Source organism: Chromatiaceae bacterium (genome assembly GCA_016714645.1).
In the GTDB taxonomy this organism is placed as follows: Bacteria; Pseudomonadota; Gammaproteobacteria; order Chromatiales; family Chromatiaceae; genus M0108.
The window spans coordinates 1,044,693-1,060,309 of record JADKCI010000001.1 but is presented as its reverse complement, the minus strand read 5'-3'; the positions used below and the strand labels follow the sequence as shown (position 1 = coordinate 1,060,309).

The following is a 15,617-nucleotide window of genomic DNA, read 5'->3' as shown; positions in this document are numbered from 1 at the left end:
CCTTGTCGCAACCCCCACAAGCGCCTCTTCCCCCATGCCCCGCGCTATGAGGGCGCGCATCCGCGCCCAGCGACCTACCCGTGCCCCCTAACGGTTCGGACCCCTCTCCCCAACCCTCCCCCGCAAGGGGGGAGGAAGCAAGAGAATCAGTGGTTTGAGCTATCGAACCCAACCCATGCAGCCCGAGGGTCCGAAGGGTTACCCCGCGCCCAGACCCCTGTCTTTTCTGGAGCCACGCCGCCTGCCTGGCGCCCCGGCCACTCCCGAGGAGCCCCGGTACCAATGACTGGCACCTAATTTGCGTTCCCCCTATCGACGGACCCGATCACGGGTCTGGGCAAGCGCCTTCCCCCCTTGACCCCGAGGCTTCGATTCCCATGGGTGAATATTTGTTACTGATCCTGGCGACCGCGCTGGTCAATAACGTGCTGCTGGTGAAGTTCCTGGGGCTTTGTTCCTTCATGGGCGTCTCGAGCCGACTCGACTCCGCCTTGGGGATGAGCCTGGCGACCACCTTCGTACTGACCCTGGCCGTGGTGGCGGGCTGGCTCCTGGAGCATCTGCTCATCCAGCCCCTCGGGCTGGGCTATCTGCGGATCCTCACCTTTATCCTGGTCATCGCCTCGGTGGTGCAGTTCACCGAAATGGTGGTCCGCAAGGTCTCGCCGGCGCTCCATCAGGTGCTGGGCATCTACCTGCCCCTGATTACCACCAACTGCGCCGTCCTGGGCGTGACCTTGCTCAATGTCCAGGAGGACCATGGCTTCATGTACAGCCTGCTCAACGGCATCGGCTCCGCCCTCGGCTTTTCGCTGGTGATGGTGCTGTTCGCCGGGCTGCGGGAGCGCCTGGCCCTGGCCCAGGTCCCAGCCCTCTTCGCGGGGCAGCCCATCGCCTTCATCACGGCGGGGTTGCTGTCACTGGGCTTCATGGGTTTCGTGGGACTGGCGTGACGCCCGCGCCCCGAGCCCCGAGCCCCTAGGGAGATATAGGAAGATGATCGTCGCCATAAGTAGTCTCACCTTCCTCGGCCTGACCCTGGGCGGTCTCCTCGCCATCGCCGGGCGCTATTTGCGGGTCGAGGGCAATCCGCTCGCCGAGCAGGTCGTGGCCCTGCTACCCGGGTCCCAGTGTGGACAGTGTGGCTATGCGGGCTGTGGACCCGCGGGGGAAGCCATCGCCTCGGGGGCCGCCTCGCCGGCCATCTGCCCCCCCGGCGGCAGGGCCGTGGCGGGCGAGATCGCCAACCTGCTGGGCGTTTCCCTGGACCTGTCGTGCCTGGTGGAGAAGGCCCCCAGGATCGCCTTTATCAAGGAGAGCCTCTGTATCGGCTGCTGCAAGTGCTTCAAGCGCTGCCCCACGGACGCCATCATGGGGGCCAACAACATGATTCACAGCGTCTTTACCGACGCCTGTATCGGTTGCGAACAGTGCTTCGCGGTCTGTCCCACCGAGTGCATTGAGATGCGCCCCCTCGTGGCCAACCTCCAGACCTGGTTCTGGCCCAATCCGACCGCCCTGGCGGCGGCCCCATGAAACGCCGGGAGTAGCGGACATGAGACTTTTCAGGATTCGCGGGGGCGTTCACCCAGAGGCACGCAAGCATCTGGCGGCGGGGCAGCCCATCGAGGACCTGCCCCTGCCCGCCTTGCTGCATGTCCCCCTGCAGCAGCATATCGGCACCCCCGCCGCGCCCCTGGTCCATCGGGGCCAAAGGGTCGCCAAGGGCGATCTCCTGGGCCATGCCCAGGGGGCCATCTCGGCCCCGGTCCATGCCCCGACCTCGGGACGCATCATGGGTGTCGGCAGCTACCCAGCCCATCATGCCTCCGGTCTCTCGGTCCGCACCATCACCCTCCAGCCCGATGGGCAGGACCGCTGGCGTGACGATCTCGCGGGGACCGGGGACCCCTTCGCGCTGGAACCGGAAGAAATCACGGCCCGGGTCTCGGCCGCGGGCATCGTCGGGATGGGTGGGGCGACCTTCCCCGCCGCCGTCAAGCTCAACCTGCGGCAGCGCTATCGGCTCCATACCCTGGTGATCAACGGCGCCGAATGTGAGCCCTATCTCACCTGCGATGACCGGCTGATGCGCGAGCACACCGATCAGGTCATCGACGGTATTCGCATCATGGCCCACGCCCTGGGCCTGGGCCTGGCCCAGATCCTGATCGCCATCGAGAAGAACAAGCCCGAGGCTCTGGCGGCCATGTCCCAGGCAGCGGCCAGCCAGACGGGAATTCGGGTCATCGGCCTGCCGGTCCGCTATCCCATGGGCTCGGAAAAGCATCTGGTGCAGGCGCTGCTGGGCCGCGAGATCCCGGCGCGGGGTCTCACCGCGGACCTGGGGGTGGTGGTACACAACCCCGCCACCGCCTTCGCCGTGCATCAGGCCCTGCGGCTGGGCCGGCCCCTGGTCTCGCGGGTGGTGACGGTCAGCGGTGGGGCGATCCGGACCCCCCGCAATCTGCGCGTCCCCCTGGGGACTCCGGTTCAGCATCTGATCGACCATTGTGGCGGCTTCCGGGAGGAGCCAACACGGCTGGTGAGCGGGGGGCCCATGATGGGCCAACCCCTGCCCAGCACGCGCGTACCCATCGTCAAGGGTTGCAACGGCATCCTGGCACTCACCGCCGCCGAGACGCGTTCCCGCCCGGCCATGCCCTGTATCCGCTGCGCCAGTTGTGTCTCCGCCTGCCCCTGCGGGCTGCTGCCCCTGGAGATGGCGGCGCGAACCCGCGCCGGGGATCTGGAGGGGGCCGTGGCCCTGGGGCTCATGGATTGTGTCGCCTGCGGCTCCTGCTCCTATGTGTGCCCGGCCCATATCCCCCTGGTGCAGTATTTCAACTTCGCCAAGGGCGAGATGGCCGCCCGGGGCCGGGCCAAACAGAAACAGGCCGAGACGCGCCGGCTGGCCGAGCAACGCACCGCGCGGATCGAGGCCATCCAGCAGGCCAAGCGGGAGGCCATGGCGGCACGCAAGCGGGAGGCGTCCGCCAATCATAAACCCCAGACGCCGGTGACCAGCACCGCGTCCCTGGCGGAGGCTTGACCATGATGAACCCTGGCATCTTCCCCGGACCCTATACCCATGCCGGCACCTGCGTGGGGCGCGCCATGGGTCTGGTGACCCTGGCCCTGGTGCCGGCCACCCTGTTCGGGCTGGGGCAGTTTGGCTGGCCCGCCGTCTTCCTGTTCCTCGTCACCCTCGGCGCCGCGCTGGCCGCGGAGGCGGCCAGTCTGATGATCGCGGGCAAGCCCCCCTTGCCCTATCTGCTGGATGGCTCGGCACTCCTGACCGGCTGGCTCCTGGCCCTCTCCTTGCCCCCCTGGGCGCCCTGGTGGCTCGGAGTCATCGGGGCCCTGGTGGCCATTCCCTTGACCAAGCAGGTGTACGGCGGGATCGGCCAGAATCTCTTCAATCCGGCCATGGTGGCTCGGGTCGCACTGCTGGTCGCCTTTCCCTTGGAGATGACGAGCTTTACCGCCCCCCTATCGCCCTGGTCCGCCAATGCGCCCGATTTCGCGACAGGCCTGGCGGTCACCTTCGGCGGTGCAATCCCTGACGGTTTCAGCGGGGCCACCGTCCTTGGCCAGGTGCGAACAGGCCTGAGCCAGGGTCGTGACCTCGGCGGCATTTTGGCGGGGATTTACGACCCCCTGTCTGGGGCCTTCGGCTGGATCGGGGGCAGCATGGGCGAGACCTCGGCCCTTCTCCTCCTGTTGGGCGGGCTCTTCCTGCTCCAACGGCGGGTCATCACCTGGCACATCCCCGTTTCTCTGCTGGGCGCCTTGGTACTGATGGCCAGCCTGATGCACCTGATCAATCCGGCCCGGTACCCCGACGCCATGCTGCATCTCGTCTCCGGCGCCACCCTGCTGGCGGCCTTTTTCATAGCCACGGACCCGGTCACCTCCCCGGTCTCGCCGCGTGGCCAGTTGCTCTTTGGGGCCGGTTGCGGGCTGCTGATTTACGCCATCCGCACCTGGGCCGGCTATCCGGAGGGAGTCGCCTTCGCGATCGTCCTCATGAACGCCTGCACCCCGCTCATCGACCACTATGCGCGCCCGCGCATCTATGGGCGGGACCGCCGCGGCGTACCTATCGAATATGCGGATCAAGCGGAGAGGCCCCGATGAACGACATCACCACCGCCTCGGAGGGTGGCCCGGCCTATCGCCAACATGCCAGCTACCCGTCCCTGCTCCTGGGAGCTTTCACCCTGCTGGCCGCTACCCTGCTGGTGGTCGCCGACCGCTTCACCCGCGACCCCATCGCCGCGCGCGGCGCCGAGGATCTCAAGGCCTCCCTGGCCCAGGTCATCCCCCCTTCCCTCCAGGACAACGACCCCGTGGCGGATGCCTTGACCATCGAATCGGCATCGGGCCAGCCGGTCAGGGTGTACCGCGCGATGCAACAGGGTCAGGTCACCGCCGTGGCCTTCCAGGTTACCGGCCTGGGGTATGCAGGCCCGATCGAGCTGATCATGGGCCTCGACACCCAGGGCCGAATCCTGGGTGTCCGGGTGCTGTCCCATCGGGAAACACCTGGGCTGGGGGACAGAATCGAGGCCGCCAAGGACGACTGGATACTGGGCTTCGCAGGGCACTCCTTGGGTGACCCACCCGAGAGCCGTTGGGCCGTGAAGAAGGACGGCGGTGACTTCGACCAGTTTAGTGGCGCCACTATCACTCCGCGCGCCGTGGTCGGCGCCTTCAAAAAGGGGCTACAACTCTTCACTGCCCAGCAGGCCACCCTGCTCGCGCCGCCGCCACGAGACCCGGGCACAGCGGCCACACCTTGATCCGGCACCTGAACCCACGCCAGGAGATGGCCCATGAGTACTAACCTCGCTTCGCCGCCCAAAGCCGCCACGGCCTGGGGCGCAATCGCCCAGCAAGGGCTCTGGGGCAACAATGTCATCCTGGCCCAAGGCCTGGCCCTGTGCCCGGCACTGGCAGTGACCAGCACCACCACCAATGGCCTGGGCATGGGGCTGGCGACCACCGCGGTCCTCGCGGTCTCCAACCTGCTGGTGTCCTGGATGCGCCCGATCATGAGTGCGGAGGTGCGCATCCCCGTCTATATCGTGATGATCGCCACCCTGGTGACCCTGGTCGATCTGGGTCTCAACGCCTATGCCCACGACCTGCATAAGGCCCTTGGCCTCTTCATCGCCCTCATTGTCGTCAACTGCGCCGTTCTGGGCCGCGCCGAAGTCTTCGCCTCCAGGAATCCGGCGCTGGCCTCGACCCTGGATGGGCTCGCTACCGGCCTGGGCTTCACCGCCGTCCTCATGGTCCTGGGCGGGGTGCGCGAGATCATCGGCAGCGGCACCCTGTTCGCGGGCGCCTCCCAGTTGCTGGGGTCCGGCTTCGCCTTCCTGGAAATGCGGTTGATCCCGGACTACCGGGGCTTCCTGCTGGCGATCCTGCCCCCCGGCGGCTTTCTGGCTCTGGGGTTGCTGCTGGCCGGCAAACGGCTGATCGATGCCCGGCTGGCGGCGAGCCAACAATCACGAGCCCTGGCTCGGGCCGCCCGGGCAGCGGCCTAAGCCGGGGCAACCGCGCTCACCCACCCGACCCCTCCGAGGAGACCCTTCCATGCACATCGGCGTCGCCTACACGGATAAGTTCAAGCAGACCTGGCTCAAGCTGGATATGCCGGAGGGCAGCCGGGTGCGGGATGCCATCCTGAGCTCCGGCCTACTCATCCAGTTTCCCGAAATCGACCTGGACCAGAACCAGGTGGGTATATTCGGCAAGATCGCCCGGCTCGATACGCCCCTCGCGGACGGCAACCGGGTGGAGATCTACCGCCCCATCATCGCCGATCCGGAGACCGTCGAGCGGCGGGACCAGGACTGAGGCCCGCTTACTACCTGATTTATATACTTCTCTCACACCGGGACCCCGGAAGGAATGGCCGCGGGTCGGCCACCCTGGCTGATCTCCCTCGGCGTGGGCCTGCAACACGCCATGGTCGCCCTGAGTTGGCGGCGGGCTTGCCATGCACCGCTGTGTCCGGCAGCCGCGGCAGCTTCTTGATAGCGAGGTCTTGCGGGGGCGTTGCGGGCGGATTCCACTCGGTCATTGCACGGGTGCCTCAGATGCTTCGGCGTGGCAAATTAAGCCATCCGCTCACCGGTGAGGGCAGGCCGCGCCAACCTTACACCCTATCCCAGACCCGTCAGGCCTGACTCGCGCGGAGTGCCGCCAGCCAGGCCTTTTGATAATCCCGCCGGCTGCGTTCCACCAGACGCGTCTGGATGGCATCGCGAATCTGGGAAAAGGCCGGGGCGGTGGCGGCATGGATGTGCTCGCATAAAATCAGGTGAAACCCAAGCTCGGTCTCCACGGGCCCGCCGAAATGGCTCTCCTGGAGGCTAAAGAGCACCGCATCCAGTTCGGGATAGAGCTTGCCACGCTCGACCTCGCCCAACAGGCCCTGCTCCAGGGCGCTGGGGCATTCGGAATGGATCTCGGCCAGGTTGGCAAAGTGGCGGGCACCCCCCATGCCGGGAACCCGCAATTGATCGGCCAGGTGCTCGATGCGGGCCAGGGCGGCAGGCCGCTGGTTTTCCGGGTAATCCTCGTTGATAGTAATCAGGATATGGCGCGCGGTGCGCCGCTCCGGCCGGGTGAGACGATCTCGATGCAACTCGTAATAGAGGCGGGCATCGATCGCCTCGACCGGGGGATGGCGAGCGGCAACCCGCCGCATAACGGCGTCGAAGACCAGCTCGCGGCGCAGCGCCAAACCCAGGGCGGCGAGGGTCAAGTGGTTACGCTCCAGATCCAGGCTGAAAGCCGTGTCATCCGGATAGCGGGCTCGCAGCACTCCCACGGCGTTTTCCACCTGCTCGGTCGGGATCACCACCCCGATCACCTCCCCTGAACCCAGCACCAGGTTTTCCAGTTCGAGGGTACGCCGGGCCTGGCGACTTACCTCCTCCCGCCGCCGGGAGTCCAGGCCCAGGGGATCCCTCTGGAAACGCTCACTGGCCGCCCGCAAGAGGTGATAGCAATAGAGCGGATCGCTGTCCTTTCCGCCAGCTTCCTGGGCGCCGATAGGGGCAGGGGGGACGGCCTTCATGAGGGTGGGGATTGACCTAGGGTGGGCGCCAGGCTGGGGTCGGGGGTCCCATCCGCGATCTCTGCCAGGGCGGATTCGGGCACCTGCAGGGTGTTGCAACCCGCGAAAACGACCTGATAAGCGACCCCTTCCGGGGTATCGCGCAAGACCTTAATGACCTCGCCGACCTCGCCCCGCTCCACCAGGACGCGGCCGCCGACGCCGAGCCGGAGGCGGGTCGCGACCTTGTCACGGAACTCGAAGCGGCTGGCGGTCCAGGGCTCGCTAGCCAGTTGCAACTCCTCCTCGCGACAACCGACCCGCCGGTCTTCGGCGAGAAAGTGCACCGTATAAATGATCTGGTCCTGAAGGAAGAGGCCCAGGTCGCACACATAGCCGGTATTGCCGCGGCGTACCAGGGGGGCGCCCAAGGCCAGACCCGGGAAGGTGCCGTCATTGCGCACATTGCGCAGGACCCTCACCTCGGCACCCGTTTCAAATCGGGGGCGCATGGCGATCCGTCTCCGAGTCAGCGCGACGCTGGAGGTCGCCGAGGGGGAGGCTCACCCGCTGGGGCTGGCGCGGCCGCAGGACCCGAAAGACCTTCTCGGTCCGGGCATCCGAGGTCACGAAGTCCTGATAGGCCTTGGCCAGGAGTTGGGCGTGGAGGGCGAAGCGCGGGGCATCGGCGTCCGGCATCTCGTCGTAATCGTTCAGGTAATCGTGGAAGCGCTGGAGAATGTGCAGGCGGTTCACCTGGACGATGCGCGGGTCGTAGCTGACCCCGAAGTAGTCGAGAAAATCCTCGGCGCTGGATAGCTCCTTGAGGTCGGATTCGAAGTCGTCCGTCATCATCATCTCCTCGGGGGGTTAGGGTTCAAGGGACCGGGCGGCACCGCCACCTCAATGCAGGCTGGCATACTCGATTTCGGTCAGAAAGCGCCGTAGGTCCCGCCGCCCCGGACTGCGCTTGGTGGCGGTCACGAAGCGCCGGACCAAGGGCAGCACCTGGGCCGCCTGCTCGGGCGCCAGGTCCAGGCTCAGGTGTTCGGCATAGGCATGGCACACCCCCTGGGTGCCCGAATGCTTGCCGAGCACCAGCCGATGCTGGCGCCCGACCTCGGCGGGATCTAGGCCTTCATAGTTACGGGTATCCTTCAGCAGGCCATCCACATGGATGCCCGCCTCGTGAGTGAAGGCCCCCCCGCCCACCAGGCTCTTATGCCAGGCGACGGGCTTACCCGAGGCCCGGGCGACCAGTCGGGAAAGTTCGCCATAGCCGGACAGGTCCAGCCCGGTCGCCACCCCATGCAGGTGCTTGAGGGCCAGGGCCACCTCCTCCAGCGCCGCGTTGCCGGCCCGCTCGCCCAACCCATGGACCGTGGTATTGACATGCGTCGCCCCGGCCCTGACCGCGGCCAGGGTATTGGCGGTGGCCAGGCCCAGGTCGTCGTGGGCGTGCATCTCGATGTCCAGATCGACCATGGCCCGCAAGTCCCGCAGGCTATCGAGGGTCGTGAAGGGATCCATCATGCCCAGGGTATCGGCGAAACGGATACGGCTGGCCCCCGCCTCCTGGGCGGCCTCGGCGACCATCCAGAGGAACTCGGGATCGGCGCGGGAGGCATCCTCGGCACCGACGCAGACCTCCAGCCCCAGATCCAGGGCGATGGGCACCTGGCGCCGGATCTGTCCCAGAACCCAGTCCCGGTCCTGGCCCAGCTTGCTCGCCATCTGCTGGTCGGAGACGGGTACCGACAGGTCCACCAGATCGACTCCCAGCCCCCGGCACTGGGCAATATCCGCGGGCAGCAGGCGGGCCCACACCATGAGCCGGGGACCGAGATCCAGCGCCGCCAGGGCTCGGATGGACTCGCACTCCTCCTCCCCCATGGCCGGGATGCCGACCTCCAGCTCGGGCACGCCGAGGGCCGCGAGCCCCCGGGCGATGGCCAGCTTCTCCTCCCGGGTGAAGGCCACCCCGGCGGACTGTTCACCATCCCGGAGGGTGGTATCGTTGATGATGACGGCGCGTGGCATGGAGAGGCTCCTCAATCGACTTGCTAATACTTAGCAAGCCTCATGCCGCCTTTATTAATCAAGAGGTTGATTGTTCCAGGGCCAGGCCCTGTCGGCTTTCCGACATCAAGCTTGGGGCGAATTCCCCCCTCGCCACGCCTGCCAGTACCGTCATCCGGTCCTCGGCGTCCACGATCAGCCTAGGAATAACCACATCAAGTCGCCAGGCGGACCTGATTCCTACCCCCGGACTTGGCTGCGTAAAGGGCATCGTCCACCCGCTTGAGCCAGGTATCCAGCGTCTCTCCGGCCTGGAACTCCGCGACCCCGAAGCTGGCGGTCAGCGGACCGGCCGGGGGGAACGGCTCGGAGGCGATGAGGTGGCAGAGGTTTTCCGCCAGTTTGACTGCCGCCTCCCTGCCGCAGTGGGGCAGCAGCACCACGAATTCCTCGCCGCCCCAACGGGCCAGAAGGTCCGTGGCGCGCAGCCGGGGGCGAACCCGCTGCGACAGTTCGACCAGCACCTTGTCCCCCACCGGGTGCCCGTGGGTGTCGTTGAGTAACTTGAAGTGGTCGATATCAAGCATGAGCAGGGCCAGGGGCCCGCCATAACGATCGGTCCGGGCGATCTCGAGGGCCGCAGCCTGCTCGAAGTACCGCCGGTTCCAGGCCCCGGTCAGGCTGTCCGTAGTGGCGAGGCGGTTGAGCTCCAGGATGAGATCACGCAACTCCACTGTGCGCTCCCCCACCTTCCGTTCCAGTTCGGCGTTGAGTTCCCGATAGCGTTGTTCGCTAGCGTGCAGGGCCTCCGCCACCCGCCGGCGCTCGGCGACCTCGGCCTGGAGGGTGGCGGTGCGCTGCGCCACCCGGGTCTCCAGTTCCGCATTGAGGGCGCTCGCCTGCGCCCGGTGATCTCGGGCCAGCACAAAGCCCCCGTCCGGGCCACCCCCGCTTCGAACCACGAGGTCCCTGGGGGGCCATAGGTCGCGCCCTGGTGCCCAGCCGGGCGGCCTCCGCGAGGCGCCCCCCGACGGCCCCCCCCCGGGGACCCGACGGTCTTGCCGAAAGATCCGGCGTGACAGAGGTAGTCAAGCCGGTGGTATTCAGGACGCCCTCCCGATCCACCCGGAACATAAGATCGGGGAGGGCGCTGATCATGGCCTCGAGCCGGTCCCTGGTGGCGCGCAGTTCGGCGGTCTGCTCCGCCACCTGCCGCTCCAGGGTGACGTTGAGTTCCCGCAGCCTGGCCTCGGCGGCCTCCAGGGCGGTGTTATGGAACTGGATCAGGTGGGCACGGCCGGTGTAACCCAGCAGCATGATCTGCAGCAGGGCGGCGAAGACCAGACCGACCACGCCGACGCCCCAGGCGGCCCAGGTACGGTGTTGCCGGAGATAGGCCGGGGTGGCACTCAGGGTCAGGCGCCAGTCGCGGTCGCCCACCCGCAGGTGCCCCCGCCACTGATCCGCGGGGTGGCGGCTGGCGCCGTTCTGGTCCGGGAGGTCGTCGGGGCGGTAAATCACCCCTTCCTCCGCCCCCGCCGGCAGGGGCTGACGCGCGGACGCGGCCGGGTTCTCCGCCTCGGTCACTTGCAATTGCAACCCGGCGGGGATCTTGTCCTGGGTGGCGAGGGTAATCAGATGATCGATGCGGACCACCCCCACCACGAAGCCCAGCAGGCGGGGCAGGCCCGCCGCGTCGGTCACCTGGTGGTCCTCGACCGGGAGCATCTCCAGCATGCCGCTGTGCCGGGCCTCCTCCTGCACCAGATCAATGGGCACGGCCACCGCCAGGCGGCGGTGATTGCTGGCACGTTCGGTGGCGGCGCGGCGCACCGGCTCGGAAAAATTGTCAAAACCCAGGACCGCCTGGCTGGGTTCCCAGGGCACGATGTAGGTGACTGGCGCATACTCCGGCCGCATCCCGGCGGGCACCGGGCGTCGCTCGGCGTCCCGTTCCAGGATCTGGAAGCGGCCCGTGGGCACCTGCTGACTCATGCGCGCCTCGAAGGCCTCCCGTTCCGCGGCCCTGACCAGGGGATTGAAGTTCAGGGCGAGGAGATCCGGATTGTCGGCCAGGGTGGCGCGGGTGAACTGCTCGAACGCCGCGAAGCTCAGGTCGGGCTTGGCCTCGATGAAGTACCGCAGGGCAGACAAGACCTCGCGGTGGGTATGCAGGCGGTTGTCGATGTCGCGGGCCAGGGCCTCGCCGACCTGGGCCAGGCGGGCCTGCCGCTCCTGGACTTCCCACTGCCCGGCACCGTGGAAGGCCATGACCGCCAGGGCCAGGGTGATCAGCAGGGGCACAAGGATGCGACGCCGGCGGTCTCGCCACAAGGGGTCCCGTCCCTCCAGCAGCGCCAGAGTCAGGGGGGCGAAGACCAGGATGCCGATGACATCCCCCACATACCAGGTCCACCAGGTGTAGGCCAAGTCGGTGACATCGATCCGGCCGAAGGCGCCGAGACCCGCGGTGCCGACGGAGGCGGATACCAGTCCCGCCAGCACCCCACCCAAGAGGAGGAAACGCAGGGTGTCCTGCTCCCGTGCCAGTGCCTGCCACGCCTCGCCCTGCCAGCGCCGGACCAGCCAGCTTCCCCACCAGGCCTGCAGGCTGGCGCCGGTGGCGATGGTGGCGGCGGTTGCTACCAGGGTTAAGGTTGCGCCATCCCCCAACCAAGGTTTGCCGAGCCAATGCAGACCGAGATTGAGCACCAGGGCCCCCACCCAGATGCCGGGCAGGGCGCAGTTGCCGAACCAGAGCAGAGCCGCCAGGGCCAGGCCGGCGGAGGGAAAGACGGGGCTAGGGGAACCTAGCAGCAGGCCCAGGGCACCGAGCAGAACATAAGGTAAGGCCAGGAGCGCGAGCAGACCCGGAGCCCCGACGCTTGGCGAGGGGCTGTCCATCTTCAGGTCTCGGAATTCGGCAGGCATTTGCTCAGGATACACCATGGGTACAGACGCGATGGCTTCCCTTGGCCTTGATGGTTGCCGGCCAATCGTTATTCGCTTAATTTATCTTGAAGAGTCTCGGGGAACTGGGTCTCGCCGAGGGTGGCGGTGCCTGCGCCCTCATCAAGGCCCCCCATGTCATCCTGGCCGTGGATGACTAACACGAACCCTTGGAGTTACCCCCCATCATGACCCCTCGTCGCAAACACACCCTGCTCGCCCTCGGCCTGGCCATCCTGGCGGGCAATAGCCTGGCCGACGAGGTTCAGGTCGCCGTGGCGGCCAACTTTACCGCCCCCATGGAGCAGATCGCCGCCGACTTCGAGCGCGCGACCGGCCATCGCCCCCTCCTCTCCTTTGGCGCCACCGGCAAATTCTATGCCCAGATCAAGAACGGGGCACCCTTCGCGGTCTTCCTGGCCGCCGATGCCAAGACCCCGGCCAGGCTGATCGTGGAGGGCGACGCTATCCCGGACAGCCGCTACACCTATGCTATCGGCAGGCTGGTCCTCTGGTCGGCCCGGGAGGGCTATGTTGACGACCAGGGTGCTGTCCTCGCGAGCGGCGCCTTTGAGCATCTGGCTATCGCCAATCCCAAGACGGCCCCCTATGGTGCCGCGGCGATCCAGGTGCTGGAGAAGATGAAGCTGCTGACCGCCCTGGAGCCCAAGTTCGTCACCGGCGAGAACATCACCCAGGCCCAGCAGTTCATCGCCACCGGCAATGCCGAGCTGGGCTTCGTCGCCCTCTCCCAGGTGTGGAAGAATGGCCAGCCGATCGGTGGCTCCTTCTGGCGGGTCCCGGCGGAACTCCATGGGGAGATCAAGCAGGACGCAGTCCTGCTCAAGAGGGGCGCCGACCAACCCGCGGCCCAGGCCCTGATGGCGTATTTGCGGAGCGACCAGGCCAGGGCCGTGATCAAGGCCTACGGCTACGAGCTATAGGGTCGGGGCCGGAACTTGCTGGAACAAATCGATTTCGCCGCGATCCGGCTGACCCTGGAGCTGGCGACCACCAGCACCCTCATCCTGCTGGTGGTCGGCACCCCCATTGCCTGGTGGCTGGCGCGCACCCGCTCGCGGTGGAAAGGGGTCATCGGGGCTCTGGTCGCCCTCCCCCTGGTGCTGCCACCGACCGTCATCGGCTTCTATCTGTTGCTGACCCTGGGACCCCAGGGCACCATCGGTCAGTTCACCCAGTGGCTGGGCATTGGCCTGCTGCCCTTCACCTTCGCGGGACTGGTGGTGGGGTCGGTCTTCTACTCCCTGCCCTTCGTGGTGCAGCCCCTCCAGAATGCCTTCGCCGCCTGCGGAGACCGTCCCCTGGAGGTGGCTGCCACCCTCCGCGCCGGGCCCTGGGACCGCTTTTTCACCGTGGCCCTGCCCCTAGCCCGGCCGGGTTTCGTCACCGCAGCCATCCTGGGCTTCGCCCATACCGTCGGGGAATTCGGCGTGGTGCTGATGCTCGGCGGCAACATCCCGGAGCAGACGCGCGTGGTGTCGGTCGCCATCTATGACCATGTCGAGGCCCTGGAGTACGCCGAGGCCCATGTCCTGGCCGGCGGCATGCTGGTCTTCAGCTTCCTGGTATTGCTGGCGCTCTATAGCCGCAACAGCCGGCCCTGGACCTGACCGGGACATGAGCGCCCCGGCCTCCGCACCACCACCCATCATCCCCGACACCGAGGCGGTGATCGCCCAATTTAGGGTGCGCTGGCCGGGCTTCGCCCTAGAGGTGGATCTGCGCCTGCCCGGCCGGGGCGTGACGGCCTTCCTGGGACCCTCGGGGTCGGGCAAGACCACCCTCCTTCGCTGTATCGCAGGGCTGGAGCCCCAAGGGCAGGGCTATCTGGTCTTCAAGGGCGAGGTCTGGCAGGACAGCGGACGCGGCCTCTTCCTGCCGACCCACCAGCGCCCCCTGGGCTACGTCTTCCAGGAGGCCAGCCTCTTCCCCCACCTCTCGGTCAGCCGCAATCTCGACTATGGGCGACGGCGGGCCGCCCGTTCCCACCCAGGGCCGCACCCCGTGGCGCTGGACCAGATCATCGTCTTGCTGGGCATCGGCCATCTGCTGGACCGGATGCCGGAGCGTCTCTCGGGCGGCGAGCGCCAGCGGGTCGCCATCGCCCGGGCCCTGGCCACCCGCCCGCGCCTGCTGCTGATGGACGAGCCCCTGGCGGCCCTCGACCCGCCGCGCAAGGCCGAGATCCTGCCTTATCTGGAGAAGCTCCACGACGAACTGGCGATCCCGGTCCTCTATGTCAGCCATTCCCCCGACGAGGTAGCGCGGCTGGCGGATCACATCCTGGTCTTCGCGGACGGCCGCATCCGGGCGGCGGGCCCGGCCCGGGAGATCCTGTCGCGCCTCGACCTGCCCCTGGCCCGCGACAACGAGGTCAGCAGCTTCCTCGACGGCCAGGTACTCGCTTACGACCCGGAGTACGAACTCCTGCGCATCCAGGTCCCCGGTGCCCGCCTCTGGGTACCGGGTGCACCCCGACCCAGCGGCGCCCGCGCCCGGGTGCGCATCCAGGCCCGTGATGTCAGCATCGCCATTGGCGCACCTACCGCCTCCAGCATTCTCAACGTCCTGCCCGCCCGCATCCTGGAAATGGGCGCCAGCGAAGGCCCCGGCTGCTGGTCAAGCTGGGCCTGGGGCCCCGAGAGGGGACCGACGCGACAGCCTTCATCCTGGCCCGCATCACCCGCCAATCCCGCGACCGCCTGGACCTGACTCTCGGTCAGCAGGTCCATGCCCAGGTCAAGGCCGTGGCCTTGATGGAATAGGGGGATGAGTACGCGTTTGGCCTTGTTTCGAGCCCTTGGGCGTCCGGTTCCGTGCCCCCGCAAAATGGGTTCGTTTGGTAATTTGACCCAAAACGCGGGTCGGCGACAGACGGATCATGCCGAAATAATGACGCCTTTCCGGGTGCGCATCAGTGGCACCGCAGGCTATGGCAAGACGCTGCTCGCCCGTGTCTTCGCCCGGCGGCGGCGCGGTATCGGCAGAGTTGGTAATCTTCTGACAGCCGCCAGAAAAATGCTTCGAATCATGAGCGCACGCCGAGCCACCCCGCAGGAGCGAAGCGACCATGAGAAAAACCGCCGTCACTGAGCAGATGGCCGATGGCTCCGATGAACTCCGGGAGGAGTACCGCTTCGACTACAGCAAGGCCAAGCCGCACCGCTTTGCGGGACTGCCAGCCGAACCCCGCCTTGTGGTTGTGCTCGATCCTGACGTAGCCGAGGTTTTGAGACCCCGGATGCGGTCAATGAGGTGCTTTGGGCGGCAGGCATCAACCGGGTCATACTGGCCACCGATGGCGACTTCAACGTCGGCATGGTCAACCAGGGGGCCTTGATCCAGCTCATCGAGCAGGAGCGGGCCAAGGGCATCAGCCTGACCACCCTGGTCACCCCCGGCAACGCCGCCAGCCTTGGCCGTCTCGCTGGCTGGCCATCCCTCTCTCCGCCGTCGCCGGACTGCTGCTGGCTCTGGGCCTGGCCTGGCGGATGGTGGAGTTGCCGCCAGAAGTAGGAGTTACCCAGCAATCCCCGAGATCAGGCCTGGTGCG

Annotated in this window: 16 protein-coding genes and 2 pseudogenes; 12 read left to right on the top strand and 6 right to left on the bottom strand. The window is 67.2% G+C overall.

Annotation, left to right across the window (positions count from 1 at the left end; translation table 11 throughout):
• The first annotated feature begins 377 nt into the window (after positions 1 to 377).
• From rsxA to IPN92_04895, 7 genes are read left to right on the top strand one after another with little or no spacing between them, the layout of a single operon-like run.
• Entirely contained in the window at positions 378 to 953 is a 576-nt protein-coding gene (gene rsxA, locus IPN92_04925; protein MBK8637644.1) for an electron transport complex subunit RsxA, read from the top strand.
• Positions 954 to 996: 43 nt separating this feature from the next.
• The gene (locus IPN92_04920) at positions 997 to 1,536 is read left to right on the top strand and encodes an RnfABCDGE type electron transport complex subunit B (protein ID MBK8637643.1); all 540 of its coding nucleotides are present in this window, start codon (positions 997 to 999) and stop codon (positions 1,534 to 1,536) included.
• 19 nt (positions 1,537 to 1,555) lie between these two features.
• Entirely contained in the window at positions 1,556 to 3,052 is a 1,497-nt protein-coding gene (rsxC, locus tag IPN92_04915) for an electron transport complex subunit RsxC (GenBank protein ID MBK8637642.1), read from the top strand.
• Between the two features lie 5 nt (positions 3,053 to 3,057).
• Positions 3,058 to 4,140: an RnfABCDGE type electron transport complex subunit D gene (locus IPN92_04910; protein ID MBK8637641.1), complete on the top strand. Its 1,083-nt coding sequence runs from the start codon at positions 3,058 to 3,060 to the stop codon at positions 4,138 to 4,140.
• Complete coding sequence (gene rsxG / locus IPN92_04905) at positions 4,137 to 4,805, top strand: electron transport complex subunit RsxG (GenBank protein MBK8637640.1); 669 nt, start codon at positions 4,137 to 4,139, stop codon at positions 4,803 to 4,805. The genes IPN92_04910 and rsxG overlap by 4 nt, the downstream gene beginning before the upstream one ends.
• A 33-nt stretch (positions 4,806 to 4,838) precedes the next feature.
• Complete coding sequence (locus IPN92_04900; protein ID MBK8637639.1) at positions 4,839 to 5,555, top strand: electron transport complex subunit E; 717 nt, start codon at positions 4,839 to 4,841, stop codon at positions 5,553 to 5,555.
• A 49-nt stretch (positions 5,556 to 5,604) separates the two neighbouring features.
• The gene (locus tag IPN92_04895) at positions 5,605 to 5,868 is read left to right on the top strand and encodes an RnfH family protein (GenBank protein ID MBK8637638.1); all 264 of its coding nucleotides are present in this window, start codon (positions 5,605 to 5,607) and stop codon (positions 5,866 to 5,868) included.
• A 322-nt stretch (positions 5,869 to 6,190) separates the two neighbouring features.
• On the opposite strand, the gene nifM is transcribed toward IPN92_04895, so the two are convergent.
• The 6 genes from nifM to IPN92_04865 all read right to left on the bottom strand — a co-directional run bounded on the left by nifM (position 6,191) and on the right by IPN92_04865 (position 12,025).
• The gene (nifM, locus tag IPN92_04890) at positions 6,191 to 7,096 is read right to left on the bottom strand and encodes a nitrogen fixation protein NifM (protein MBK8637637.1); all 906 of its coding nucleotides are present in this window, start codon (positions 7,094 to 7,096) and stop codon (positions 6,191 to 6,193) included.
• Positions 7,093 to 7,587 (bottom strand): nitrogen fixation protein NifZ, encoded by a 495-nt coding sequence (locus tag IPN92_04885; protein ID MBK8637636.1) that lies wholly within the window; start codon positions 7,585 to 7,587, stop codon positions 7,093 to 7,095. The genes nifM and IPN92_04885 overlap by 4 nt, the downstream gene beginning before the upstream one ends.
• Positions 7,571 to 7,930 (bottom strand): nitrogenase-stabilizing/protective protein NifW, encoded by a 360-nt coding sequence (locus tag IPN92_04880; GenBank protein ID MBK8637635.1) that lies wholly within the window; start codon positions 7,928 to 7,930, stop codon positions 7,571 to 7,573. Before IPN92_04880 ends, IPN92_04885 begins: the two co-directional genes overlap by 17 nt.
• A gap of 48 nt (positions 7,931 to 7,978) precedes the next feature.
• Positions 7,979 to 9,115 (bottom strand): homocitrate synthase, encoded by a 1,137-nt coding sequence (gene nifV, locus IPN92_04875; GenBank protein ID MBK8637634.1) that lies wholly within the window; start codon positions 9,113 to 9,115, stop codon positions 7,979 to 7,981.
• Positions 9,116 to 9,309: 194 nt separating this feature from the next.
• On the bottom strand, positions 9,310 to 9,960 hold the full coding sequence (locus tag IPN92_04870) for a GGDEF domain-containing protein (protein MBK8637633.1): 651 nt from the start codon (positions 9,958 to 9,960) through the stop codon (positions 9,310 to 9,312).
• Positions 9,887 to 12,025, bottom strand: a complete 2,139-nt coding sequence (locus IPN92_04865; protein ID MBK8637632.1) for a CHASE domain-containing protein — start codon at positions 12,023 to 12,025, stop codon at positions 9,887 to 9,889. The genes IPN92_04870 and IPN92_04865 overlap by 74 nt, the downstream gene beginning before the upstream one ends.
• Positions 12,026 to 12,231: 206 nt before the next feature.
• On the opposite strand from IPN92_04865, the gene modA reads away from it, so the two are divergent.
• From modA to IPN92_04840, 5 genes and pseudogenes are all read left to right on the top strand, one after another.
• Positions 12,232 to 12,987 (top strand): molybdate ABC transporter substrate-binding protein, encoded by a 756-nt coding sequence (gene modA / locus IPN92_04860; protein ID MBK8637631.1) that lies wholly within the window; start codon positions 12,232 to 12,234, stop codon positions 12,985 to 12,987.
• A 15-nt stretch (positions 12,988 to 13,002) separates the two neighbouring features.
• Entirely contained in the window at positions 13,003 to 13,674 is a 672-nt protein-coding gene (gene modB / locus IPN92_04855; protein MBK8637630.1) for a molybdate ABC transporter permease subunit, read from the top strand.
• A gap of 40 nt (positions 13,675 to 13,714) precedes the next feature.
• Positions 13,715 to 14,829: pseudogene (gene modC / locus IPN92_04850) on the top strand (molybdenum ABC transporter ATP-binding protein).
• A 305-nt stretch (positions 14,830 to 15,134) separates the two neighbouring features.
• A pseudogene (locus tag IPN92_04845) lies at positions 15,135 to 15,331 on the top strand (hypothetical protein).
• On the top strand, positions 15,320 to 15,580 hold the full coding sequence (locus IPN92_04840; protein ID MBK8637629.1) for a hypothetical protein: 261 nt from the start codon (positions 15,320 to 15,322) through the stop codon (positions 15,578 to 15,580). The pseudogene IPN92_04845 and the gene IPN92_04840 overlap by 12 nt, the downstream one beginning before the upstream one ends.
• Positions 15,581 to 15,617 lie beyond the last annotated feature (37 nt).

What these genes read in the sequence shown, in the direction of transcription:
- IPN92_04865 (MBK8637632.1), bottom strand. Translation starts at nt 12,025, where the DNA reads ATGCCTGCCGAATTCCGAGACCTGAAGATGGACAGCCCCTCGCCAAGC.
- rsxA (MBK8637644.1), top strand. Translation starts at nt 378, where the DNA reads ATGGGTGAATATTTGTTACTGATCCTGGCGACCGCGCTGGTCAATAAC.
- nifV (MBK8637634.1), bottom strand. Translation starts at nt 9,115, where the DNA reads ATGCCACGCGCCGTCATCATCAACGATACCACCCTCCGGGATGGTGAA.
- IPN92_04910 (MBK8637641.1), top strand. Translation starts at nt 3,058, where the DNA reads ATGAACCCTGGCATCTTCCCCGGACCCTATACCCATGCCGGCACCTGC.
- rsxC (MBK8637642.1), top strand. Translation starts at nt 1,556, where the DNA reads ATGAGACTTTTCAGGATTCGCGGGGGCGTTCACCCAGAGGCACGCAAG.
- IPN92_04895 (MBK8637638.1), top strand. Translation starts at nt 5,605, where the DNA reads ATGCACATCGGCGTCGCCTACACGGATAAGTTCAAGCAGACCTGGCTC.
- IPN92_04880 (MBK8637635.1), bottom strand. Translation starts at nt 7,930, where the DNA reads ATGATGACGGACGACTTCGAATCCGACCTCAAGGAGCTATCCAGCGCC.
- IPN92_04920 (MBK8637643.1), top strand. Translation starts at nt 997, where the DNA reads ATGATCGTCGCCATAAGTAGTCTCACCTTCCTCGGCCTGACCCTGGGC.
- IPN92_04885 (MBK8637636.1), bottom strand. Translation starts at nt 7,587, where the DNA reads ATGCGCCCCCGATTTGAAACGGGTGCCGAGGTGAGGGTCCTGCGCAAT.
- modA (MBK8637631.1), top strand. Translation starts at nt 12,232, where the DNA reads ATGACCCCTCGTCGCAAACACACCCTGCTCGCCCTCGGCCTGGCCATC.
- nifM (MBK8637637.1), bottom strand. Translation starts at nt 7,096, where the DNA reads ATGAAGGCCGTCCCCCCTGCCCCTATCGGCGCCCAGGAAGCTGGCGGA.
- rsxG (MBK8637640.1), top strand. Translation starts at nt 4,137, where the DNA reads ATGAACGACATCACCACCGCCTCGGAGGGTGGCCCGGCCTATCGCCAA.
- IPN92_04900 (MBK8637639.1), top strand. Translation starts at nt 4,839, where the DNA reads ATGAGTACTAACCTCGCTTCGCCGCCCAAAGCCGCCACGGCCTGGGGC.